The organism is Amphibacillus sediminis NBRC 103570 (assembly GCF_001552275.1).
Lineage (GTDB): Bacteria > Bacillota > Bacilli > Bacillales > Amphibacillaceae > Amphibacillus_B > Amphibacillus_B sediminis.
Window position 1 is genome coordinate 237840 of record NZ_BCQW01000002.1, and the last position, 23321, is coordinate 261160.

At 37.8% G+C, this 23321-nt stretch carries 21 protein-coding genes; 5 read left to right on the forward strand and 16 right to left on the reverse strand.

Features of this window, described 5'->3' with window-relative positions:
• Window positions 1-203: 203 nt before the first annotated feature.
• The 6 genes from ASE01S_RS03055 to ASE01S_RS15955 form a co-directional block, all read right to left on the reverse strand.
• Window positions 204-482, reverse strand: a complete 279-nt coding sequence (locus ASE01S_RS03055) for a hypothetical protein (protein ID WP_067838112.1) — start codon at window positions 480-482, stop codon at window positions 204-206.
• Between the two features lie 243 nt (window positions 483-725).
• Window positions 726-1565, reverse strand: a complete 840-nt coding sequence (locus ASE01S_RS03060; protein WP_067838115.1) for a metal ABC transporter permease — start codon at window positions 1563-1565, stop codon at window positions 726-728.
• Window positions 1502-2218 (reverse strand): metal ABC transporter ATP-binding protein, encoded by a 717-nt coding sequence (locus tag ASE01S_RS03065; protein WP_067838118.1) that lies wholly within the window; start codon window positions 2216-2218, stop codon window positions 1502-1504. Before ASE01S_RS03065 ends, ASE01S_RS03060 begins: the two co-directional genes overlap by 64 nt.
• 411 nt (window positions 2219-2629) lie before the next feature.
• The gene (locus ASE01S_RS03070; protein WP_067838122.1) at window positions 2630-4279 is read right to left on the reverse strand and encodes a metal ABC transporter solute-binding protein, Zn/Mn family; all 1650 of its coding nucleotides are present in this window, start codon (window positions 4277-4279) and stop codon (window positions 2630-2632) included.
• Window positions 4280-4476: 197 nt separating this feature from the next.
• A complete protein-coding gene (locus ASE01S_RS03075; protein ID WP_067838218.1) occupies window positions 4477-5451 on the reverse strand; it encodes a ZinT family metal-binding protein in 975 nt (324 codons plus the stop codon).
• 594 nt (window positions 5452-6045) lie between these two features.
• Window positions 6046-6414 carry a hypothetical protein gene (locus tag ASE01S_RS15955; RefSeq protein ID WP_067838126.1) on the reverse strand — a complete coding sequence of 123 codons (369 nt, stop codon included), beginning with the start codon at window positions 6412-6414 and terminating at the stop codon, window positions 6046-6048.
• Window positions 6415-6524: 110 nt separating this feature from the next.
• On the opposite strand from ASE01S_RS15955, the gene ASE01S_RS03085 reads away from it, so the two are divergent.
• The gene (locus ASE01S_RS03085) at window positions 6525-7148 is read left to right on the forward strand and encodes a hypothetical protein (protein WP_067838130.1); all 624 of its coding nucleotides are present in this window, start codon (window positions 6525-6527) and stop codon (window positions 7146-7148) included.
• Window positions 7149-7538: 390 nt separating this feature from the next.
• Here the strand turns inward: ASE01S_RS03085 and ASE01S_RS03090 are convergent, their stop codons facing one another.
• Entirely contained in the window at window positions 7539-8105 is a 567-nt protein-coding gene (locus ASE01S_RS03090) for an NADPH-dependent FMN reductase (protein WP_067838133.1), read from the reverse strand.
• Window positions 8102-9175, reverse strand: a complete 1074-nt coding sequence (locus ASE01S_RS03095) for an LLM class flavin-dependent oxidoreductase (RefSeq protein WP_067838221.1) — start codon at window positions 9173-9175, stop codon at window positions 8102-8104. The genes ASE01S_RS03090 and ASE01S_RS03095 overlap by 4 nt, the downstream gene beginning before the upstream one ends.
• Before the next feature lie 629 nt (window positions 9176-9804).
• On the opposite strand from ASE01S_RS03095, the gene ASE01S_RS03100 reads away from it, so the two are divergent.
• Window positions 9805-10149: a winged helix-turn-helix transcriptional regulator gene (locus ASE01S_RS03100; RefSeq protein ID WP_157065133.1), complete on the forward strand. Its 345-nt coding sequence runs from the start codon at window positions 9805-9807 to the stop codon at window positions 10147-10149.
• Between the two features lie 443 nt (window positions 10150-10592).
• On the opposite strand, the gene ASE01S_RS03105 is transcribed toward ASE01S_RS03100, so the two are convergent.
• The 8 genes from ASE01S_RS03105 to ASE01S_RS03140 all read right to left on the reverse strand — a co-directional run bounded on the left by ASE01S_RS03105 (window position 10593) and on the right by ASE01S_RS03140 (window position 18880).
• Window positions 10593-11168, reverse strand: a complete 576-nt coding sequence (locus ASE01S_RS03105; RefSeq protein WP_067838136.1) for a DUF4256 domain-containing protein — start codon at window positions 11166-11168, stop codon at window positions 10593-10595.
• A gap of 294 nt (window positions 11169-11462) precedes the next feature.
• Window positions 11463-11648: a transposase gene (locus ASE01S_RS03110; RefSeq protein WP_067838139.1), complete on the reverse strand. Its 186-nt coding sequence runs from the start codon at window positions 11646-11648 to the stop codon at window positions 11463-11465.
• A 98-nt stretch (window positions 11649-11746) separates the two neighbouring features.
• Complete coding sequence (locus ASE01S_RS03115; protein ID WP_067838143.1) at window positions 11747-12784, reverse strand: sensor histidine kinase; 1038 nt, start codon at window positions 12782-12784, stop codon at window positions 11747-11749.
• Window positions 12785-12792: 8 nt separating this feature from the next.
• Entirely contained in the window at window positions 12793-13458 is a 666-nt protein-coding gene (locus ASE01S_RS03120) for a response regulator transcription factor (RefSeq protein WP_083512003.1), read from the reverse strand.
• A 38-nt stretch (window positions 13459-13496) separates the two neighbouring features.
• Window positions 13497-15665: an ABC transporter permease gene (locus tag ASE01S_RS03125; RefSeq protein WP_067838146.1), complete on the reverse strand. Its 2169-nt coding sequence runs from the start codon at window positions 15663-15665 to the stop codon at window positions 13497-13499.
• Window positions 15655-16434: an ABC transporter ATP-binding protein gene (locus ASE01S_RS03130; protein ID WP_067838149.1), complete on the reverse strand. Its 780-nt coding sequence runs from the start codon at window positions 16432-16434 to the stop codon at window positions 15655-15657. The genes ASE01S_RS03125 and ASE01S_RS03130 overlap by 11 nt, the downstream gene beginning before the upstream one ends.
• Window positions 16435-17198: 764 nt before the next feature.
• Window positions 17199-17822, reverse strand: coding sequence for a YesL family protein (locus tag ASE01S_RS03135; protein WP_067838152.1), 624 nt, complete (start codon window positions 17820-17822; stop codon window positions 17199-17201).
• Window positions 17786-18880, reverse strand: coding sequence for a glycosyl hydrolase family 28-related protein (locus tag ASE01S_RS03140; RefSeq protein WP_306303208.1), 1095 nt, complete (start codon window positions 18878-18880; stop codon window positions 17786-17788). The genes ASE01S_RS03135 and ASE01S_RS03140 overlap by 37 nt, the downstream gene beginning before the upstream one ends.
• 245 nt (window positions 18881-19125) lie before the next feature.
• On the opposite strand from ASE01S_RS03140, the gene ASE01S_RS03145 reads away from it, so the two are divergent.
• Genes ASE01S_RS03145 through ASE01S_RS03155 form a run of 3 tightly spaced genes read left to right on the forward strand, consistent with a single transcriptional unit; the run spans window position 19126 to window position 22942 of the window.
• Entirely contained in the window at window positions 19126-19926 is an 801-nt protein-coding gene (locus tag ASE01S_RS03145; protein WP_067838155.1) for an ABC transporter ATP-binding protein, read from the forward strand.
• Window positions 19927-19950: 24 nt separating this feature from the next.
• Window positions 19951-20952: an ABC transporter substrate-binding protein gene (locus ASE01S_RS03150; protein ID WP_245630310.1), complete on the forward strand. Its 1002-nt coding sequence runs from the start codon at window positions 19951-19953 to the stop codon at window positions 20950-20952.
• A gap of 4 nt (window positions 20953-20956) precedes the next feature.
• Window positions 20957-22942, forward strand: coding sequence for an iron ABC transporter permease (locus ASE01S_RS03155; protein WP_067838161.1), 1986 nt, complete (start codon window positions 20957-20959; stop codon window positions 22940-22942).
• Window positions 22943-23321 lie beyond the last annotated feature (379 nt).

Below are 23321 nucleotides of genomic sequence, written 5' to 3' on the forward strand. Positions count from 1 at the left end.
CGCATAGGATGTGCTCGTGCAGACATTGCCACATGAAGTCGCGAACTTAGTCAGCTTCCTCTTACCCCCACTGAACGTTAGTTGAACCAATCGGGGTTACTGGCTATTGGATCTCCCACTTAGACATGACGTGTTCCCTAATTTCTTGAAGTGGGGGTCCTACAAAAGCCCTTCGATGGGCGAGTAATCGCAGCCCCAGACAGTTACACTGCGATAAAAGGTAATATAATTAACCCTGTAATTAAGAATAGGATAAAGTACAAAGGGACAACCAAACATACAAATTTCGTAACCATTATCTCGTTAAAATCTCTTTTTACTAGATAGTAAGATAAAGGGGCAATAATAAGTGATGCACCAAAAAAAGCAATGGTAAATTTTACCTCTTTCTGATAAAGAATGTGTCCAAGCGTCTGGGCCCCTGCCCCAATGTAACAATAAATCATCGCCCATTTAAAAGAAATATAACCTTTCTTATTCATAGATTCACCCTTTTCCCCATTAAAGGCAAATACACAATCCTAATTAATGGATTATTGTCTTATATTTTAGCAAATTAAGTAAAAAAACAAAACCGCTTACTAAGTTAAGACGTATTGTGCTTAAAATGTTTGTTAATGAACCTTTATGAACACAAGTCGAATCGATATCATTAGAATATTAGAACAAAATACAAAAAAAACCGAATTTAACGGAGTAAAATCCAGTTAGATTCGGCTTAATTATCAATTTTTTTTATTAAATAGTCGTCCCTGCTTTATTTGTTGTACCATCTTCTTAACAAATGCTGTAACACCGAAAATGACAATAAAGATTAAAGTAATGGAGGCACCAGGAGGTGTACCATATTCATAAGAAGCAACTAATCCGGTTATCATACCGGTTAGGGCAATAAAAATACCTATTAAAATAACTCCGTTAAAACTTTTGCTTAAGCGCATCGAGATGGCCGCTGGCAGAATTAAAATGGCCGATACTAATAATGCGCCAACTATCGGCATAATCACGGCAATCGTCACTCCAGTTAATACATTAAACAGAATTGACATCGTCTTGATCGGTAAACCCGCAGTAAAGGCGGTTTCTTCATCAAAGGTCAAAATGTACATAGGCTTACGGAAGATTAAGTACAGTAAGGCAATTATACTTGTCAGAGCTAGCAACATCCATATTTGTTGCTCACTAATCGTGACAATCGATCCAAATAAAAATTGATTAATACTAAGTGTAACTCCACCCTGATTTAACCCCATCAGAACCAGTGCTAACGCCATTCCAGCAGACATTAAAATCGCGATTGAAATTTCTGAATAGGTTCGATACATCATCCGCAAATATTCAAGTAAAATCGCAATAAGTATGACTACTAAAATATTTGTCCATGTTGGATCGACCCCAATTAAAAGTCCGAGTGCAACACCAGCTAGAGACACGTGCGATAAGGTATCAGCCATTAGAGACTGTCGACGTAAAATTAAGAAAAGCCCCAGCATCGGCGCCATTAATGAAATGAGGACTGATGCTTGGAAGGCTCTTTGCATGAATCCATAGAAAAACATCTCCAAGGCGAATCCTCCTTCCGCACTAGCTCAATATGTTTGTCAGAATAGTGGCGAAGCTCCTCATGATCGTGTGTGACCATTAAGATTCCTTTGCCATGATCTTGGCTGTTGTGCTTTAGTAATTTATAAAATTCTTCTCGAGAGTGTACATCCATTCCTGTCGTGGGCTCATCTAAAACAAACAAATCCGGATCTGTCGCAAATACTCTTGCTATCGAAATCCGTTGCTTCTGTCCGCCTGATAGCTCGCCAATTTTTTTATGACGCATATCCCACATTCCTACTGACTCCAGCGAACGACGCACATGCTCTTTATCTTCTTTATCTAATTTCTTAAACCATTTACCTCTTTGATAGCGCCCAGACTGCACAAGTTCTAGTACAGTACTTGGAAAGCCAGCATTAAACGAAGCAACCTGTTGCGGTACATAACCGACAACAAGCTTTTCTCCCCAACGATTTTTCGAAGAGAGTGTGACACTTCCTTTAGTAGGCTTAAGTAAACCCAAAATATTACGTAGCAATGTCGTTTTGGCAGCTCCATTTTCTCCTGTAAGCATGACAAAATCCCCTGAGTTTACTTCAAATGAAATATTTTCTAATACTGGCTCGTTTTCATAATGAAAGGCAAGGTTATTTACTTTAATGTAGTGCACATTTATACGACCTTTCTATAATCGTATTGATTACTATTTGCTTTTCTAATTTTAATCTAGATTTACAAGATAAGCAACGATTTCAATTTAATCTCGATACATTCTTTACATTTTCCATCTAAAAAGAGCCAGACTCTGTAAGCACCAACTTGCTACTTAAAGAGTCTGTTCATATATCTTTCCTATTATTTCAAATTCTCTTGTTTAATTTCAATTCAGCGGAAGTCTCACACTTCTAGAAGTGATGAGATCAATGCCGAATTGTATCTCATTCAGTGGGGGACACCCCTCCGGCTGAATAAAGCTAAGTTAAAGCCTCCGGCATATGACACAAATTTTCAGAAGAAAGTTATCGGCTTCGCTCGATAAAATCTGGGCGCAAATACGCCCAGGCAGAATTTGATTCTATTCCTATTGGATACTTAACTGTAATGCTTCCAAGTTTTTACGCATAGCACCTAAGTAGCCTAAATCATCAGCTTGCAGTTCTTCTGATAGCGACTCTAAATCATGTAACACAGCCGTCTCTGTCCCCGTTTCAGAAGCAACCGTTTGGGCAATGGATGAGTTTGCACCTTGTTGATAGTAAATGACTGGAACATTATTTTCCTCTACTATATTTCCAATCTCCGCAATACGGGATGGACTTGGTTCTACTTCTGTAGACAAACCACCGATTGCAATTTGCTCTAAATGATAACGGTGAGCAAGGTAACCAAATGCTTGGTGTTGTACAACAAAGGCCCGCTTCTCAGCACCTTCAAATGCAGCTTCGTATTCTTCATGCAATGCTTGCAGCTCTGCATTAAAGGCTTCAGCATTTTCTTCGTAAATGTCACGACCTTCAGGATCTGCTTTAATTAATGCATCTCGAATCGTGTTAACTTGTTCTTGTGCCAAAACAAGATCTAACCAAATATGTGGATCTTTATTCTCGTGATCATCGATCAAAACTTTAACAGGCTCTGATTCCGCATAAGTATTGTGGTCATCATCAAACAGAACTGCTTTTACTTCAAAGCTTGTTCCAGTTGTCTCATATTCAAATTGTTCTGTTCCTTGACCAGAAACAGCATCCCACTCATCACCCTGGTTTTCACGAATGTACCAGTGCCAGTGATCATAATCTACCTCTTCATTAAGCTCAGCCGCTAAAGTAACGACATCACCAGTATGATAGTGATCAGCTAACCCAACAATTTCAATTACACCCTCACTGTCCCCATGGCCATGTCCATGATCGTGATCATGGTCGTGATCGTCATGATCGCCATGTCCGTGATCGTGATCATGGTCGTGATCGTCATGATCGCCATGTCCGTGATCGTGATCATGGTCGTGATCGTCGTGATCGCCATGTCCATGATCGTGATCATGGTTGTCAATAACAATTGCTACCGGGTTAGACTGTGCATAAGTTTCATGCTCATCATCAAACAGAATGACTTGAACTTCGAAGCTTTCTTCCCCTGCTTCATATTTAAACTCAGCTGAGTCTTGTCCTGAAACAGTTTCCCATTCATCGTCAGCACTTTCTCTCGTATACCAGTGCCAATGATCGTAAGCAACGTCCTCATCTAATTCAGCCGTTAATTCAATCATATCACCTGTATGGTAATGTGCTGCTACACCATGAATCACTAAGCCTTCCTCATCATCTCCATGGCTGTGACCTGCATGGCTAGTATCAACAAAATCAATACCATCCGCTGCCCGGGCAATAACAAGGTCATCGTTCTCAATTGTGTTGAATAAGCTCTCTACCCAGAATTCCATTTCTTCACTACTATAAACAAACACATCTGCATCATTTACTGCTGCTACGTCTTGTGCACTTGGTTCATAGTGGTGTGCATCTTCTCCAGCCGTAACCATCAGCGTTACCTCAGCTCGGTTTCCTGCAATTTGTTGTGTAAATTCATACATTGGATAAAAAGTTGTTACCACAGAAAGCTCTGCATCTCCGTCCGCACCTGTATCTTCGTCTTTTTGAGCACATCCAAAAAGACCCACTACAGCGATTAAACTAAATAAAATGGCAAGCAACCATTTTCTTTTCATAATTTTTCTCCTCCTGAAAGATTCTATACAAACCGTAATGATTACGATAAGAATCGTAGCATCCTTCCCTTATCTATGTCAAGCCATAATCTTAAAACGCTCTACACATGATAGAAAGGGAAGGATAACATTTATCACACTATTCTTTTAAAAATACTTATACTTCTTAAATTTAGGATAAATTTGTTAGGCTAAAATTAATGTGCAAGCATATCACGAACAAGTCCATCAGCATCTAAATGAGAAGGATAGTAGGTTGGCCAATTGGTGACTTCTTCTAACAGTTCTTCTCGATCGTCGCCCCAGTATAAGTGGTAATGATGTGAATCTACCGGAAAAATATTGTGATCGCTAAATTGAATATATTGAGGCATATCCTCAGAACCGTTAACTAATTGGTAAATAAACCGAACACCTCTATTCCCCTTCTCATAAGTAAGAATTTCGTATCCATCATAAGCATACTCACCTGAAATCTCCGTTTCGTTTTGATAAAAAGTTACAAGATTATTTTCAATCACGATACGGTCAACATCCGTTTGATAGCCTATTGTATAGTAATCCTTATATTCTTCCGCTGTCATATCTCCATCTTCTGCCTTATGTTCAAATACTTGATCTAAATCGCCAGCTAGAAGATATGGATAAACAGATTGCCAATCTCCATCCCAATCAGACAACTCACGGTCTTCAACCATATCATCTTCAAAATAGCCCTGATAAATTTGTCGGCTTTCTTCATCATGACCATGGTGATCGTCAATTATTATCGTGATAGGGGCTGATTGAACATAGGGCTCGTGATCATTATTAAACAAAACAGCTTTAATTTCTAATCCATCAACCGTGGCTTCAGCAGTAAATCTTTCTGTTTCTTGCCCAGAAACAACTTCCCATTGATCTTTTGAACTTTTTCTACTATACCAGTGCCAATGCTCATACTCTGTTTCTTCATCTAGCAACGCTGTTAACTCAATACTATCGCCGGTATGATAGTGATGCGCAACTCCTTCAATTTCAATTTTTTCTGGTGCTTGATCACCTTGGTCTTTAGTTGTATGTACGTCTTCTGTATCATTATTAGCTGCTTCTTTTTCTTCTGTCGCCTGACAGGCGATTAAGGACACACATAACATTAATATGCTAAATAAATGAATGATTGGTTTAGTCATCGACATTCATTCCCCCTACTTATTTATCGTAAATCGTAATAATTACGTTTTATAATGTAACACCGATTTCTTTTCTCTGTCAAGGAATTTTTTTAAAAATATTAAATGAGTATCGAGGTCTAACCCTATTAAAGATACGCACTCTTATTTTATTTAATAAAGTGTTATGTTTTAATATGGAAAGGCTGCATTCACTCTCACAATCGTGCACGATGAATCGTCTTTTTTTTATTCATAATCCCCTCTGTTAATTTCGTAAGATACTGATTTATTTTATATTCAAACCAAATTGTCAAAAACAGAGGCCTGAAGTCCATTTTTGTAATAATTTCCCGACATATGTTTAGATAAGGAAATCCCAAAAATCAACATATTTAGCATAGTGATAGAATATTAAAAGCAGTTAATTCATACGAATTAACTGCTTTTAATCTATTCATTTCTTATTAATCTGTGTTGCTAAAGGCTTTTTTTGATCAAAATGTTATTATTCGGTCAATTAATATGTTTATCTAGTTCTTGATAAATGCTTATAATAAAAATCGAACACTACGGTCGAATCGGAATTTATTTTTTTAGGTTGAGACCTGGTATTTATCTCTGCTTTTCATTTTTTAATTCTCGATATAACTGCCATAAAATCGATATCATTAATCCTCCCATTACCCAGTTATTCAAACCTATCCCACTATTTGATTCCCCACCCAACAACATTAATATAACTGAAATGGAAACAAAAGAACCAAAAAAGAGCAGGGTATAAACAAACTCTTGTTTTTTACTTTTATAAATACCACCTTTAGGTCTTGTTAAAAATGCAACGATTAGTGCAGGGAAGAAAATTAAATGTAATACCATTAGAGAAATTTGTTCTTGTAGGCTATAAAAATAATCTCTAACAATGTATATATAAAAAACCATTAAACTAACACAAGTTGAGATATAGAAGCTAACTTTCTTCATATTAGTTCCACCTATCTTTTGAATTTTATGTTAATTTTATCTAATTATAGATAAATTTTTAAATATTAATGGTAATATTAACTATATCATAAAAAAAGGAGAGTGTCTTTATGAAATTTTTTAAAAAAGGATTAATTTTAGGATTAGTTATTGTATTATTCTTTTCATCGCTAAATTTATCAACATTGGTAGCTTCTGAGAAATACAGTAACTTAGATGATACCGTCTATGAATATGATTATGAAGGAATTAAATTTACTGGAAATGTACCATTAAATGATGAGCAGTTAGAATCTTTGTACCATCAAGCCCTTTCAACTACTAAAGATATTACTTTAGACACACATGGGGATGATGATACTATAGATTTAAATAACAATTTTAATTTAATGATGATTCCAGGTGGTGGTAATGGTGGAACGATCACACATGGACCTGTATATACTAAAACCGATCCTGCTGTTTTAAACGCATTCGTCGATGCAATGATATTTTGGTTTACTCATAAAGCTAAAATAGCTAATAAAGTTAAGAAAACCACATGGGGAGCTTATGTACTCGGGAAACTTAGTGGGTGGATTCCAAAATTCAAGTCAAAACCTATTGGGTATTGGAATTGGAGAGTAAAAGATTCTTATCCTACCAGAGGATATTATGATTATCAAACATTAGCAATGTATTCGGACTTCACTTATAAAAAGATCACACATGTTGATTATTATCGTTTAAATTAATTTCAAACCTTTTCTATGCATTCCCCCTTAAGCCCATATTGGCTTAAGGGGAGCTTATATTTATAAATAGATAAGATAATGGCAAGTTGATTGACAATCCGGAACTACATTAGTACCTTGACACTATTCATGTATAAAAACCTAGTATGTTACCTGCTTTACTCTAAAATAATTAGCCTTTAAAAAGTCAAAAAAATTTTCTACCATACTACTAAGTATGAAGTTGGAAAAAAGATGTCTCTGAAATATGGAGAAATAATTAAAAATTCAATTCAAGCAATTTTTGTTGGTTAGGATAATGTACTTATAAAGATATTATTTGGAGCATAGTTAATCTCGGATTCTAGATATATTCTTACACTTAATAATGGTAAGAAAGTTAGTTTTCCATTAAAAGCCGTACACTTCTTCTTTTGCCTTACGAATTTTGCCATAGGTTTCTGTTAAAACAACTGTATCTTCGACTAAACGCTGGATTCGGAAAATGATATCATCATTGACAATTTCTTTTCGATAGAAATCTTTTTCTTCAATAAATACATAGATTGGAACAATTTGTGCTTTCATGTAAGACAAAATCGGTTTTAGCTGCTGTTCAACAATTAAGTAGTGCTTCGGTGAGCCTGCCGTAACAATCATACTAACTACTTTTTCTCGAAATGCCTTTTCTGGCAGCAAATCAAAGATGTTTTTTAAGGTAGCCGGTATGGACGCTTGAAAAATGGGTGTCCCCATAACAATTGCATCTGCCTCCATGATTTTCTCTGCTACTAGCTTTGTATCGCCTTGATACTCCCGATAATCACGACCATCACTAAAAACAACATCATAGTCTGCTAAGTCCACTAACTCGACCTCAACTTTAGGATATTGCTCCCCAACAGTTTTTATTGTATAGTCTATTGCTGTTCTTGTTTTTGAACCTACTTTTGAGCCAGATAGTGCTACTATTTTCATACTGATTCCCCCTTACTTTTAGCTGTATATTTCTTCACTGCAGGTAAAATTTCATTACCAATAAACTCGATATTCTTCATTAATTTATCAAATGGTACACCCCCGAAATCCATTTGGGCAATATAACGCTGATGTCCAAACATCTCATGTTGATAAAGGATTTTTTCAATAATTTGTTGTGGGCTACCAATATTCATTATGTCACGAGTATCAGTACCCTGAGCGAATTGCTGTTTAGGATAGCCTCGGCCATTTACTAGCTTCAATCCAAGGTCAATATGTGGATATATCTCTCTTTGAGCCTGCTGAGTCGTTTCAGCAGCATAGAAGAAACCTGCAGTAGCAACCGGAAAGTCCTTCGGATTATGACCAGACCGTTTTAATGCTTCACGATAGGCATCAACCGAATTTTTGAAAGCAGATGCCGGACCGCCTAACATAGCCAAATACATTGGCACACCTTGAATACCTGCTTTTATCGCACTTGCCGGCGGACCTCCAACCCCTCGCCAAATTGGTATTGATCCCTCTATTGGGCGCGGAATAATCTTGGCATTCTTTAGTGGTGCACGGTATTTCCCACTCCAATTAACAACCTCTTCCTCATTAATTTTGACTAATAGTTCAAACTTTTCTTCATACAATTCTTCATAATCTCGTAGATCGTAGCCCAATAATTCAAACAGACCTACTCGAGATGCTCGACCGGCAATTATCTCTGCCCGGCCATTAGAGATTAAATCAATCGTTGCAAAATCTTCAAATACACGGACAGGATCTGCTGTACTAATGATCGTTGCTGAGCTTCCAATTTTAATTTTTTCTGTTGCCTGTGCAATAGCCGATAAGACCACTGCATGTGCCTGTGTTGCAAAATATTCCTGGTGACTTTCCCCGACACTAAAAAAATCAATACCTGCTTGCTCTGCTAGTTTTGCAAACTCGATAATTTCTTGTACCCGCTGCTGTGCAGATATACGTTTTCCCGTTGCTGGGTTTTGAATATGATCTCCTAATGTGTAAATTCCAAACTCTAGTCCTTTACTCTTATCAATACGATATTTTTCCATGTCTACTCCCTTTTTCATCATTAATTTGACTCTTTTATTACTTTTTGTATGAAGGAAAACTTCTATAAGACAAACACCACTCTTGATATAACTAATAAATGCTAATAATCAAATGCGCCTTGGTGTATTTGTGCCCAAATATTATCGAACTTCGCTCGCTAAATTCCCTCTGAAAATCTGCGCCATCCGCTGAAGGCTTTAACATTATTCAACTGGTATTTGAACACCCACTGAATGGAGGACAACTAGGCATTTATCTCACCTCTTAAATAGAAGTGGGAGTCTTGCAGAAGCCCTTCGATGGGGCGAGTAATCGCAGCCCCAGCCAGTTACAATGCGATAAAGTACTTTTTAACGATTTATGACAGGCTCCTAACCGTAACGGCACTGAAATTGAAAAATCAACGACTATGATCTAGTTGATGTATTGATAAATACTAATTCAGACATTATATAATCAGCTCATTTATCGCACTGTTATAATACCGAAACACTTATCCTATCCCCTCTCATAGAACCTCCTCTTTCAAAAATTTATTGATGATGCTATTATAAATGGTATAAGCAAAAATAGAAGTACGCACTTAAAAGTGCCATAGTATACAAAATGATACTAAAGGAGAGGACATATGTTGAATATAGAACCAGAATTATGTCGGGTAGAGGATGCCTTAAATATTATTGTAGGTAAATGGAAGCCGATTATTTTATTGCACTTACTAAAAAATGGTACGATGAGATTCAGTGAGCTAAAAAATAGTATTCCTGAGATTACCCAGAAGATGTTAACCAAGCACTTACGTGAATTAGAAGAAGAGGATATTATAAATCGCGTGGTTTACCCACAAGTTCCACCAAAAGTCGAATATTCGATGACTGAATACGGTGAGGGATTAGAACCGATTTTGACTGCGATGCACGAATGGGGCTCAAGACATGCCCTTTATAAAAGACAAAAGCTAAATGCTAAGTAATCAAATACGACTTACGTTGCGATACGACGTCGCGAACTTAGTCAGCTTCCTCTCTCACACACTGACCGTTAGTTGAACCAATCGGGCCGTTACTGGCTGTTGGATCTCACACTTAGACATGACGTGTTCCCTTATTACTTGAAGTGGGAGGCTTACAAAAGCCCTTCGATGGGGCTAGTAATCGCAGCCCCAGCCAGTTACACTGCGATAAACCAATATGGAAATAAGCGGTAAACCCCGGAGGCTTTTACTTTATTCAGTTGGGGTTTGAACCTCTACTGAATCGAAGACAAATAGGTATTCATCTCACCACGTATAAAGGGACAGCTTCTGCTAATGAAGCTAAAAAAGAGTAGGCATCACCTATTTAGTGACAGTTCCTACTCTTTTAACACTATTAACTTTTGATCGGCAAAAAGTTACTTTAACTAATCTGCAACCATTTAGACTCTGAACGAGCCACGAAATCCTCTAGAACTATAATAAGAATCCGCCCCATTGTGATATACGAAGACGTGACCAAAGCGATAATCACAAAAAAGAGCACCACCGCGTTCTCTAATATCAGAAGGTGTTTGTACCCAGCTAGATGTCTTCATGTCGAAATTTTCAAGCTTCTGCAATGCTCGATACTGTTCTTCCGTTAACAGTTCGATCCCCATAGCAGTTGCCAGATCAATAGCGCTATTTTCCGGTTTGTGTTTTTTCCTTGATTCCAGCGCTTCACGGTCATAGCATACACTTCTGCGCCCCTTCGGACTTTCCTTGGAACAATCATAAAAAATATATTCGTCCTTCTCTTTATCATACTCAACAACATCAGGTTCGCCACCAGTTCTCTCCATTTCATAGAGTGACGACAACTTTGCATTACTAGCATCTAGCTTCGCTCGAACTTTAGCCCATTCAATCCCTTGATGGCGGTGCATGTTTTTCTCAAAGCGAGCTTTTAATACTTCTAGTAATTCTTCACCTTGTTCTAGGGACAACTCCTTACTAGCTTCATTGCTCTTTGACACGTTGGCTTCCTCCTTTTAAGCTTACCACTTCCTAGAATTTTAATTTAAATATAACTTATGCTGATTAAGAAAACAAATAAGCTTATGATGCAAAATTAAAAGAGCCAACCATTATTCATTGTTCGATTTCAGTTTTGACACGTATCCTCCTAAACATGCAAGTCAGGTACTCAACTCTATACAGCTTGGTTTCAAAGACTAAATTAAGGAAAGTAGCAATGTTATTGCATCCCCTCTCCCGTTGCTATCTATAAGCTTATGCAGCCTATTCTTTATAGGTATAGCTTATTTAGATTATGTCTTGTAGCTGGCAATAAAATTAACCTGGCAATGTTTTTCTTGCTCCAATAGTCCGTTAACCATTCTGAACGTTGAAGTACTGGGCATATTATATTTTTTCGTCAATGATTTATATCCAAGATTCCCGTACAAATACTCGGTGACAAGCTTTACTTTAAATTCTTCACTATATTTGACCATAAAAACACCCCCGAAAGTTAGATTTTTCACTCTAACTTTCGGGGGGTGGTACCATCCTAGGAGGTTATTTATCTACAAACATTAGGCTTCGTATCAGCTTAATGCTTCACATTAGGAAATATTAGTGATAGCGTCAACCCCGAACCAGGCTCTGATTCCACCTCTAATTGAATCGCTAAATCAACAGCCATCTTGCTAACTAAGAAGAGCCCCATACCGGTGGCCTGTCTTGTAACACTACCACCATTTCCTGTAAAGCCCTTATCAAAAATAAAAGGTAAATCTTCTTTCGGTACACCAGGTCCATTATCACGAATATTTAAAATGGTTTGATTACGCTCTTTGTCATATCCCATTTCAAAACTCAAAGTCGGACAAGCCTGATTCTGAGCAATATGTTTGGTACTATTAGCGATGATTTGTGCTAAAATAAAAGCTAGCCCCTTCCGGTCAGATAAAACTTCTACTTCTTCACCGATAAACTGTATTTGAAAACCAGATTCATCTAGTAGGGTTTGATGGTCTTCAATTATCTGTTTACAAAAATCAAGTAAATGGATTGATTCAAAAATATAATCTTTATGAGTAGCCCCAAGTCTGGCAAAATATAAAATTCGCTCAACATCTCCATGTATTTGATCTCTCACATGAAGCATACGCTGTCTAACAAGAGGAGACATCTCGTCACTGCGGTTATCTAGTACTAGCGTTAATAATGATAGAGGCTTTTTAATTTCGTGAACCCAGCCTTCTATATAGGCTTCATAGTCGGCCAACTCAACAACTTGATCATTAAGCTCAGATTGAAATGCTCTGATTGTACTCCCCATTCTATGGATGTACGACCAATATGTCTTAGGAGATACTCGGCATAAAATTTCCTCGTTCGTCTCATTTGCTTCTAATAAGAAGTCTTGAAAGGCTGCCTCGATTATTTTTTGCTTTCTCATCATGATCAATACAGATATCACGATCAGCGCTAGAGTAAAAACAATCATGAGTCCTACTAACACCTTAAAGGTTTCTGGGTAAGCTAACCAAGCTAAAAAAATAAAGAGCAGGTTTGTCACCATTAAAATAAAATACCAAGTCTTATTAGCATCAATACAATGATAGATTTGCTTTATCCGTTTCATGGTTTCACCTACCCTTTAAGTCGATAGCCTTGACCCCTTATTGTTTCAATTTTATTTTCCAAGTTTAACTGGCTTAGTGTTTTTCGTAAGCGTGTGAGATTAACCTGAAGGGCATTCTCATCTATATATTGGTCTGTTCCCCATAAACATTTACTCAATGTTGATTTGGATACAATCTCAGATCTATTCTCTACTAAAGCCTTTAGGATTTTTCCTTCATTAGTTGATAATAATAATGATTGAGACCCCTTATACAAAGTAAAGGTATTCGGATCTAGCGAAAAACTGCCACCATCGATCAAACCTGGCTGCCCTTCAAATCTCCTTAGTAGGTTTTGGATCCGTGCTAACAGACGATCTCGATTACAGGGCTTCGTGAGATAATCATCTGCACCTAAATGAAGACCATGTAATTCATCTTGTAATTTATCTCGAGATGTAAGCATTAATATTGGACCAATTGCTTTGGCTTTTAGACTTTTGCATATTTCAAATCCTGATTGTTCCGGTAAATTGATATCTAATAAAACTAAGTCTGGAGCCAAAGTGACCATTTGACTTACTATATTATGAAAGTCTGCAATTGCCATGACCTCATATCCAGCTTTTTGCAATATATCGACTAACTCTTCTCTCATCAATACATCATCTTCAACAATTGTAATCCGCGCCACTTTAGCCCCTCCTTTCCTTTGAACTTATAGACTTGTCTTTAATCTACATTTGGCTTCCAACGTAATCTATCGATCTCATGATCCGCCGAACGCGCCACTGCTATACCATAGACCGCCACAATTACGATTATAAAGGATGCAAAGATAAAGGCAATAGGATAGAGTAACGCTTGGTGTTCAATGTGAATCATCACAAATGCTATCATAGCTCTTATACCAACAACTGCACTCACACAGGCCAAAGACAACGGTAATAGAAAAGTCCACAATACCTGTCTATGCATTGATCTTTTCATTTGATTACGTTTTGCCCCTAACATAGATAGTGTCAAGTAGCGTTGACCCGTTTGCTTCATTTGTGTCAAAAATTGTAGAGCTAGTACGGTACAGGCAATCATCAAGAATAAGAAACCCATATACAAGATTGTATAACTACCAGCAACAACATAGAAGAGTTTACGGCCAAAGTTTTGCAAATAACTTTCAAACTCAAAGCCAGAAGCTTTTAAGGCGTCTCTCGCCTCAATCAATGGTTTCATTAAACCATGCTGATCTTGTAGCGTTTGCGGGATGCGAAAATTCCAATACGACCTATACGTTTCGGTATTTAATAATTGTTCAAACATACGATCAGGAACGATAAACGCTGTAAAAATTTCTACTGAGCGGTCTGCTACTAAACCTCTCATTGGAATAGATGGGCGTATTGATACAGCCTGATCATTAATATACATTAAACGGTGTCCATCCTTAGCAGCCTTCTCAAGCATATCATCGAGTACGGGTAAGCGTTCTAGATCATCGAATTGGACAAAATCTGGATTAAAGTATAATGCTATTTCATCTGATAGTAAGTTTAGCGGTTTTTCTCCTATCGCTTTTAAAAGTCCATTATAAGATGACTCGGGAATCAGATAAGGCTCGGTAGCATCTATCTCTAGAATCCCCAACAAATTTAGTGCTTCAGGATTTTCTGAACTAATCGTATAGCCTTGAGTTTCTCCAGATAAAAACTGCTCTCTATCGTCACTTGGTAAAGCCATGATCAGTTGCTCACGTAAATTAGACCAATCCACTAACGATCTTGCCATACCATCTCCAGTAAGCCCATCTTGCTCTCTCATTCTTCCCATTTCTAGGAGGTTTAAATCCTCTACATATACTACCATTGTTTCCGAAGTAAGAAATTCCTCTACACCTGAGTGATTTCCGTTAACCGTAAAATCGTAAACGGAGGAACTGCGATTATATAAGTCACTTCCTGAACTTAAAAGAGTTGAGGCACCATCCGCTATCAAAATGATCGATAAAGTAATCAGGATTGATGTGACGGCAACAGATGTAGATCGATTGGCTATGTTCTCTTGAAATTGCCTTACAGTAAAGGTGTGTAGCCCTTTGGTTGATTTACGCTCCGATCGGCTTGCCAATAAACCTAATAATTTACCAAATCCCCTCATAAAAAAAATTGTCCCTAAACTTCCGAGAGCTAATGCTACAAACACAAGCATACCTTCAAAGTCAATCAAATGATATAAAGCAATCCAATAGGCAACACCTAGTAAGACAGATCCTACTATTATATGGAGTACGTTACCTTTAACATGGCCCATATCCTGCTTCTGATCCATCTGCTCATAAAGCAATTGATGTACCTCTTGATTAAATAACCTGCCACCAAGAATAACTAAAGCAATAAACTGGATTGCTAAAAAGCCGATGATTGTGTAGATAATTGCCCCTAACGATAAACTTACTTGATGACCGATAATTCCCTGTCCAACTAATTTCGAAACGGTCAAGCTGATGATTTCAGCTAAAAATCCGCCGATTAAAATGCCTCCAATCAAAGCCAAAACAGAAGTCAAGAACCCCTCTGCCAAAAGCTGAACAACAAGACGTTCCTTGCGCATTCCCAACATCAGATAGAGTCCAAACTCTTTACTCCTGCGATTTAATTGATAACGATTAGCAAATAAAATTAAGAAAAACAATAAAAATAACGCAAATAGATATACAATTGGCATTAGAGCTAACAGTTTATCAATCGCATCACTTTCAAACTCCTTCAGAAATAAAATAACATCTTGTCGTCCAAGTGATAGAATGATATAAAACGACGCGATTGCAGTTACGAGTGTAGCAAAGTAAATTAAATTTTCCTTGCGACTCCGTTTAGCGTTACGGTAAATCAACTTAGAGAACATTTGCGCTCCCTCCCCCAAGCTGTGCTAATAACTGCAAAATCCTTTCATAAAATTGCTCTTGGGTCTCATCATGCTTGCGTCGAAGTTCATGGAAAATGACACCATCTTGAATAAAAAGGATTCTTGAACAAAAGCTGGCTGCATTAGGGTCATGACTAACCATTAAAATTGTTCGTTCACTACTTTTATTAATACCCTCTAGCTTATTCATCAATGTTTTTGCGGAACGTGTATCTAATGCCCCTGTCGGTTCATCTGCAAGAACAATATCTGGCTCTGAAATCAAACAACGTGCAGCAGCTACTCTTTGCTTTTGGCCCCCAGACATTTGGGCTGGGAATTTGTTAAGAATATCAGTAATTTCTAAAAAGCTTGCGAGCTGATCTAATTTATTCCGCGCACTGGCAAAATCCATTCCATGAATAGATAAAGGTAATAATATATTTTCCTGCCCAGTTAAATTATCCAGTAATTCAAAGTCTTGAAACAAATAGCCGATTCGGCTACCGCGGTATTCCGCTAAATCCTTACTGTTAAATGCACTAATATTTTCTCCATTTAGAAGTACCCGTCCAGATGTCGGTTTAATAATGGTTGCAATACAGTTTAATAATGTTGTTTTACCAGAACCACTTGGGCCCATTATTCCTAAGAATTCTCCTGGGAGAATGTCAAAGCTAACTCCGTTTAATGCTTTAGTAAGATTGCTTTTCTTACCATAGTTTTTTTGTAAGTCTTGAACCTCTAATAGTTTTGCTCGACTGACCATGTATAGCTCTCCTTTTTTATTATCATTTTCCGGAATATTCTTATCGATCGAATTAAAGCTATCCACATTATAACCAGTAAACAGCACGAAGAACACTTACAAACGGTGTAAGGAAAGACGTTGGTATCTTCTTCTCAATTCTCGTGCTTTGATTGGGATTAATTCTAATCATAAACAACATACTAGCATGTCACTAATAAATAAGTTGTGATTGAGTCTGTAACCTTTGAAGGCTTAAGCGAAAATCGCTATTAAACTACCCCCCCTCCAAAGGAAGACTGTTCCGAATATGCCCGGTTGGGAGTATAGTCGAAGTGGTTCGGGACGCCGGGTGTAGAAGCGAATAAGACCCTCACCGCCTGCTTTCAACTACATAATAAGATGGCTATAATTCTTGTTTTTCTTAATATACAGCATAAAATAATTAATGTTATGTAAAAAAAGACTTGTAATTTAATTATTAGTATAGATTTTAATAATTGGTATAAAACCCCTTGAGAGGATGCAACCTAACATGCTGTTGTTTTATAATAGATATACTCACTAGTTTTGGACTCATAGCACTTCCTATTTTGTGATCATTCTACTATCAAATTTTTTGGAGATTGTTTCCTACAAAAATTTATCTGACAGATAAGGAAAATTCAAGATAATTACATCTGCTTCTGTTATATTATGGTTTTTGCAGCTTTGCTTGCAACCATTGCCTTTAAATAATCCATGTCATATTTAAGTTAAAAAGATAAAAAAAAACAATACTCATTTTAAGAGTATTGCTCCTTGATCAACTTCATCTCTAACTTTGCTAAGCTACGCTGAAAGAACCACGTTATCATATATGAGAGCACACTTCCCGTAAAGAATAGTAGCATTGACGGAAAGGCTAAAGATAAATAAAGAACTGACCATATTAATAAGACAAACACCAAAGCTAGATGAACTCTTCCAAGCATAAACTGGATCGTTTTTAGCACAATTTCTTTTGTACCACCAGCAAAATGAACAGAAACTGGAAGCAGTGTCACGATAAAAAGGAAGTAGAGAAGAACTAAAAATAGGTAAGACAGAATCACAATAACAGGGAGATCTGTACTCGCGATGGCGATAATATGATAATTGATATACAAGATACCACCAATTACTCCAAGCACCCAGCCAAAGCTATTCGCTTTTAAAAAGACTTGCTTGTAAATAGACCAAAATGTCTGGAAAATAGCGGTGTCCTGTTCTCCTCGCACCCATTTACGAACAATGGCGAACAGAGCCACGGTGGCTGGAAAAAATCCGACTACTAATAGACCGATGACCGAGAAAGCTAGCCATAATAAATTTAAAAAAGCAAACCTTGAAATTAAACGACATACATGATCAACCTTTTCCATAACCATAAGCAACTCCCCCTGCCTTTCGATTCGACTATCCTTTCACTCCTCCTGACGTTTTTTGGTGAGCCCGTTAAACGAATACCTGGATTATTAAAGCTAGAAAATGTATCAATTTTATTACGCAAAATTTGGTTGTGGCTACCTGGAGCTAATCGAATAATAGATTCGATATTTAAACTTGGATCTAATTGTTGGATAACATTATCACTTAGAATATTATGATCCGCCTGAATTAATACTCCATGTATACGTGAATTTATCACAGTATTGCGTGTAATAGTATTATTGTGCGCACCGCTTAACACGAAAATACCTCTTGGGTAATTTTCTACAACATTATGTTCAACCGTATTATATGCGCCACCATTTGGTATTCTAATCCCTCCATAACTATCACCCTGTTGTACCGCATTAATGACTTGATTATAAGTAACCGTAGTATACGTAGCACGTGATAGGTTAATCCCGCTACCACCAGTGGAATTGGTGATTCGATTACCTGTAATCAGGTTATGACGAACATCACCAACAGCGTGACTCTCACTACCGAAAGCAATTCCATGCCCACTAGAACGATCAATAATACTGTCTCTAACAGTAGAATTTTTTAATCGTCTTAAAAGTAAACCAATGGTCACATCTCGAACTTCCACGTTTTCAATCGTTAAGTTACTCACGTCGGCATCAATATTCATACCGCCGATTTGTCCTAGGCCTTGATTGGCACGATTTTGACGATCACCATCAAATGTTAAATGGGATACAGTGACATTAAGGTTGTTGCCACTTCTCATTATTGGGTTACCTACGACATAGTTATTTCTGCTCCCAACCTTCTTTAAGACGGTTTCGCCTATCCCATCACCAATCAGGTTAACCCCTTGGTGAAACCTGACAGCTTCATCTATTGAATACGTCCCTGCTGGAATATAAACCGTCCCTTCAACACCTCTATCATAAAAATAACGCATGGCTGCATGTAAAGCCTCAGTCTGAGATGTCTCAACAACAATTTTACTAATGGAAATTCCTGCATTATTTAAAAATTTTAAAAAAAAAATTCAAAACCAAAGTAAACTTGAGTGCTCTTCTACAATTTATTCTGTGTCCGCCTTACTTTCTCCACTAATAGTGGTATCAAATCCATTAAAACAACAACCGATGACTGACAAATGATAAATGAAAAACCATGATGATTGATTCGTAAAATCTCCTCTATGGCACAGATTTAAAAATAGGATTGATTAATTTTTAAATCTCCTTTATAATTTGATAATGAGAATCATTTTCAAATAGGAGGGGTAAAATGATTTCAGTTAAGGATGTTCAAGTCGGTTATGGCGATGAGCTGATTATTGATCAATTAAGCATTACGATTCCAAAAGGCCAGATTACTACGATCATTGGACCCAACGGTTGTGGTAAATCAACATTACTTAAATCAATTGCTCGCATTCTTAAAACGAGCGGTGGTTCAATATACTTAGATGGCAAATCTATCAGCCAAACATCAACAAAAGAGGTTGCCAAAAAAATGGCTATCTTACCCCAATCAGCCGAAGCACCTGCTGGCCTTACGGTAAGAGAACTTGTCACATATGGTCGCGCTCCCCATCAATCAAGATTCGGACGTTTAAAACAGGCTGATCTTGACTCAATTGATTGGGCATTAGCTGAAACAAGCTTAAAAGAATTGGAAGATCGTTCTGTCGATACTTTATCCGGTGGCCAACGTCAACGTGTTTGGATAGCGATGGCTTTAGCACAAGATACTGAGGTTGTTATTTTAGATGAACCAACCACATATTTAGATATGTCTCATCAGCTTGATATCTTGCAACTACTGGAAAAGTTGAATAAGAATCAGCAGAAAACGATTGTTATGGTGCTTCATGATCTTAACCACGCATCACGATTCTCACATCATTTAATTGCCATGCGCAATGGTGAACTAATTACTCACGGCGTCCCAAGTGAAGTGATGACTGCTGCTAACCTTCAGCATGTATTTAACATTAATGCCATGTTGACGGTTTGCCCATTTAGTCAAAACCCAATCTGCCTATCTTATGGCAAAGTCGAAAAGCAAGCGATCCCTGCTTCATAATATATAGAAACGAGGAAACTTATCATGAAAAGATTACTTACTTTAATCGCACTACTTACCTTACTTTTAGCAGGTTGTATGGCCCAGGATTCAGAGCCAGATCAGTCTGATCAGACTAACAACGAAACTAAAGACACTAACACAGCAGAAGCACCATCTGAAGAAATTACCATTGTGGATGCTTTAGGTGAACACACATTTGACGGTCCACAAGAACGTGTTGTTGCTATCGAATGGAGTATTGCAGAAGAATTGTTAGCCGTTGGTATTCAGCCGGTTGCTGTTGCTGACGTTGAAGGCTTTAATAAATGGGTTACCATCGATGCCTCTTTAGATGAAAGTGTTGTTGACGTCGGTTTAAGACAAGAACCAAATATCGAAGAAATTGCCAAAGTTGAGCCAGATGTCATTATTGGTGTCGCCGGTTACCAAGAGGCCATGCTCCCTGAGCTTGAGAAAATTGCACCCGTTATCCTTTATGATACATTGTCAGACGATGTTGTAGCTGATCTCTATGCAAGTACCCTCGATAACTTACGCCAAACAGCTAAAATTGTCGGAAGAGAACAAGAAGCAGAAGATGCGATTGCCCGTGTTGATCAACGTTTAGCCGAAGCACAAGCATCCATTGAAGCAGCTAACTTACCAACACATGAGTTTGTTTTTACTCAAGCTTATTCATCTAACAATGCGCCCGAATTCCGCCTATTTACGCCAAACTCAATGGTGAGTCATGTTCTAGAAGGTATGGGCCTTACGAATAAACTGGAAGGTGAAGATGATCCGAACGGTTTTATCACCTCAAACGTTGAAGGTGTAGCAAATTATCAAGAAGCATTATTCTTACACACGGTTCAACAAGATGATCCATTATTTGATAACTTAGCAAGCAACAATGTTTGGAATTCACTTTATTTCGTTGAAAATGAATGGATGTATGATGTGGGCGCTGGCGTTTGGACGTTTGGTAGCGTCCTCTCAATCGAGACATTAATTAACAATGTAGAAGCTGCTTTGACGAAGTGATCCTATGAAAGCTAAATCTTTACTTTTCTTTACTGGTACAGTGTTGCTTTTTATTGTCCTTGGTATCATTCACGTGAGCCAAGGGCAAGCCTCTTCAGGCTTTATTACGTTCTGGCAAAATGTTTGGAATGATCCGCAGCAAATGAACTTTTTACTACATAGTCGGATGCCACGCTTTGTCATTGGCTGTCTTGCTGGAGCTGCTTTAGCGATTGCAGGTATGCTACTACAAACGATGACTAGAAACCCTCTTGCTAGTGCAAGTACGCTAGGGATTCACGCTGGAGCGTATTTTTTTGTCGTTTTTTTCACGATCTTCATGCCAGCTTCAGGCTATGCTCATCCATTAATCGTTTCATTAGCAGGCGGTCTATTAGCTGCATTAACCGTAACTTTTCTCGTAGGAAAATCACTTGACCCTGTTAGAATTGCATTGACTGGTCTTATTGTTACGATGTTATTTTCTTCTTTAACAAGTGCCCTACAGCTGTTGTTTGCTAATGAAGCTGGTGGATTATTCCTTTGGGGATCAGGGACGCTCATGCAACTTGATTGGGGTGGTGTTCAATTCGCTACACCATGGACGATTGGATTGATTATTTTTGCGCTTGTCGTTAGTCATCGATTTGACTATCTGTTATTGGGAGATGAAGTTGCGATCGGACTAGGCCAAAATATCACTATAACGAAAGCAATCGGTTGGTTTATTGCCATATTCTTAACTTCTGTTACGGTGTCCGTAGTTGGACCAATTGGCTTTGTAGGCATCATCGCTCCTCATCTTGTGCGATTAATGGGATTTACCAAGCACCGAGCGATGATTATTGGCAATATGATTGTAGGTGCTGGTCTATTAATCATGGCCGATATTTTAGTCCGACTCATCTCTCAGACATCTGAATTACCGGTTGGAGCGATGACCGCTATTATCGGGGCGCCTTGGTTAATCTACTTAGCTTTGAAAATGCGTAAGCAATCCAAGTCATCTGGTCAGGTCTTAGAAGGAAAAGTACGCCTGACTAAGTTAAAACCATTTTATCTTGGGCTCGTGTTAGTTACCTTAGTGATTATTATATTTAGTTTATCATTTGGCGGGACGAGCTTCACACGTTTAGCTGAATTACCACAAGAGTTAATGTACAATCGTTATGCTTGGGATTTCCGTGTCCCACGCGTGTTTGTTAGTTTTCTAATTGGGATGATGATGGCAGGTAGTGGTCTGCTGATGCAAACAGTTTTGCGTAATCCGCTTGCTGACACGTCTGTTCTCGGTATCTCATCTGGTGCCAGTGTGTTTGCGATGTTATTTTTACTTGTTTTCCCACAAACACCCGTGATCTTTGTGCCTGTCGGCGCTTTTCTTGGCGCTTTTCTAACGATGCTGATCATTTTAATGATCAGTGCAAAATGTGGTTTTCAACCAATCATTCTCATTTTAATGGGGATTGCAATCTCTGCCGTAGGTTCAGCATTTATTCAAATTTTACTCGTTCGAGCAGATCTCTACGCAGGACTTGCTTTAACCTGGTTAACCGGGAGTACTTATGGTTCAAGCTGGCAGGATTTTAATATCGTTATTATTGCTATTCTTATTATTTTCCCGATCGTCATAAGCTTTGCCAAAACCTTTGACCTATTGGCGTTTGATGATGAGGTAGCAATTGGGTTAGGTATTAAAACGGGTAAAATGCGGTTTTTAATGATCGTACTTGCTGTCTCACTAACTGCGGTAAGTGTTAGCGTTGTTGGGACGATAGGCTTTGTCGGTCTACTCGCGCCACATATCGCTAGACAGTTAGTTGGGCCGAGACTGATGAAACTATTACCACTCAGTTTATCACTTGGCGGTATTTTATTAATCAGTGCAGACTTTTTAGGCCGGTTTATCCTCGCTCCTAAAGAAGTGCCTGTTGGAATTATAGTTTCACTCATTGGTGCACCCTATTTGTTATACTTACTAAAGCGTGTCAATAGTGTAAAAGCGAAATAATAGTTGTAAAACAAATAACGTTGGTCAGATATTTAACACGAATTGAGTGAAATGGGTTAACTCCTGGGAAATAAACGGCCACTTCCCATGTGCAATGTATGGCTTCGAAGCAATGATTTGTCCTACAGGAACAACACGGGATTTATGATTATAATTTTTAAACATAGGGATACCCCTGATAGTTATTGCGTAGTGCTTTAATTAATCAGAAGGTATCCTTTTTGTGTAAAAACATTTTTAAAATAGTATTACAATATCACATATCCACAGTGTTTACTTCTAGCAAACCATAATATTTTAAGTGATATACAACAATTGGATCAAGCTTCCTCTTTCGCCCCGTTAAAGCCCTGATAATTGAATTATTTTAATCTGTTGT

Excerpts from the sequence above, each read along its gene's own strand:
- ASE01S_RS03055 (WP_067838112.1), bottom strand. The coding sequence starts at position 482 with ATGAATAAGAAAGGTTATATTTCTTTTAAATGGGCGATGATTTATTGT.
- ASE01S_RS03070 (WP_067838122.1), bottom strand. The coding sequence starts at position 4,279 with ATGAAAAGAAAATGGTTGCTTGCCATTTTATTTAGTTTAATCGCTGTA.
- ASE01S_RS03075 (WP_067838218.1), bottom strand. The coding sequence starts at position 5,451 with ATGACTAAACCAATCATTCATTTATTTAGCATATTAATGTTATGTGTG.
- ASE01S_RS15955 (WP_067838126.1), bottom strand. The coding sequence starts at position 6,414 with ATGAAGAAAGTTAGCTTCTATATCTCAACTTGTGTTAGTTTAATGGTT.
- ASE01S_RS03085 (WP_067838130.1), top strand. The coding sequence starts at position 6,525 with ATGAAATTTTTTAAAAAAGGATTAATTTTAGGATTAGTTATTGTATTA.
- ASE01S_RS03090 (WP_067838133.1), bottom strand. The coding sequence starts at position 8,105 with ATGAAAATAGTAGCACTATCTGGCTCAAAAGTAGGTTCAAAAACAAGA.
- ASE01S_RS03095 (WP_067838221.1), bottom strand. The coding sequence starts at position 9,175 with ATGGAAAAATATCGTATTGATAAGAGTAAAGGACTAGAGTTTGGAATT.
- ASE01S_RS03100 (WP_157065133.1), top strand. The coding sequence starts at position 9,805 with ATGTTGAATATAGAACCAGAATTATGTCGGGTAGAGGATGCCTTAAAT.
- ASE01S_RS03110 (WP_067838139.1), bottom strand. The coding sequence starts at position 11,648 with ATGGTCAAATATAGTGAAGAATTTAAAGTAAAGCTTGTCACCGAGTAT.
- ASE01S_RS03115 (WP_067838143.1), bottom strand. The coding sequence starts at position 12,784 with ATGAAACGGATAAAGCAAATCTATCATTGTATTGATGCTAATAAGACT.
- ASE01S_RS03125 (WP_067838146.1), bottom strand. The coding sequence starts at position 15,665 with ATGTTCTCTAAGTTGATTTACCGTAACGCTAAACGGAGTCGCAAGGAA.
- ASE01S_RS03130 (WP_067838149.1), bottom strand. The coding sequence starts at position 16,434 with ATGGTCAGTCGAGCAAAACTATTAGAGGTTCAAGACTTACAAAAAAAC.
- ASE01S_RS03135 (WP_067838152.1), bottom strand. The coding sequence starts at position 17,822 with ATGGTTATGGAAAAGGTTGATCATGTATGTCGTTTAATTTCAAGGTTT.
- ASE01S_RS03145 (WP_067838155.1), top strand. The coding sequence starts at position 19,126 with ATGATTTCAGTTAAGGATGTTCAAGTCGGTTATGGCGATGAGCTGATT.
- ASE01S_RS03150 (WP_245630310.1), top strand. The coding sequence starts at position 19,951 with ATGAAAAGATTACTTACTTTAATCGCACTACTTACCTTACTTTTAGCA.
- ASE01S_RS03155 (WP_067838161.1), top strand. The coding sequence starts at position 20,957 with ATGAAAGCTAAATCTTTACTTTTCTTTACTGGTACAGTGTTGCTTTTT.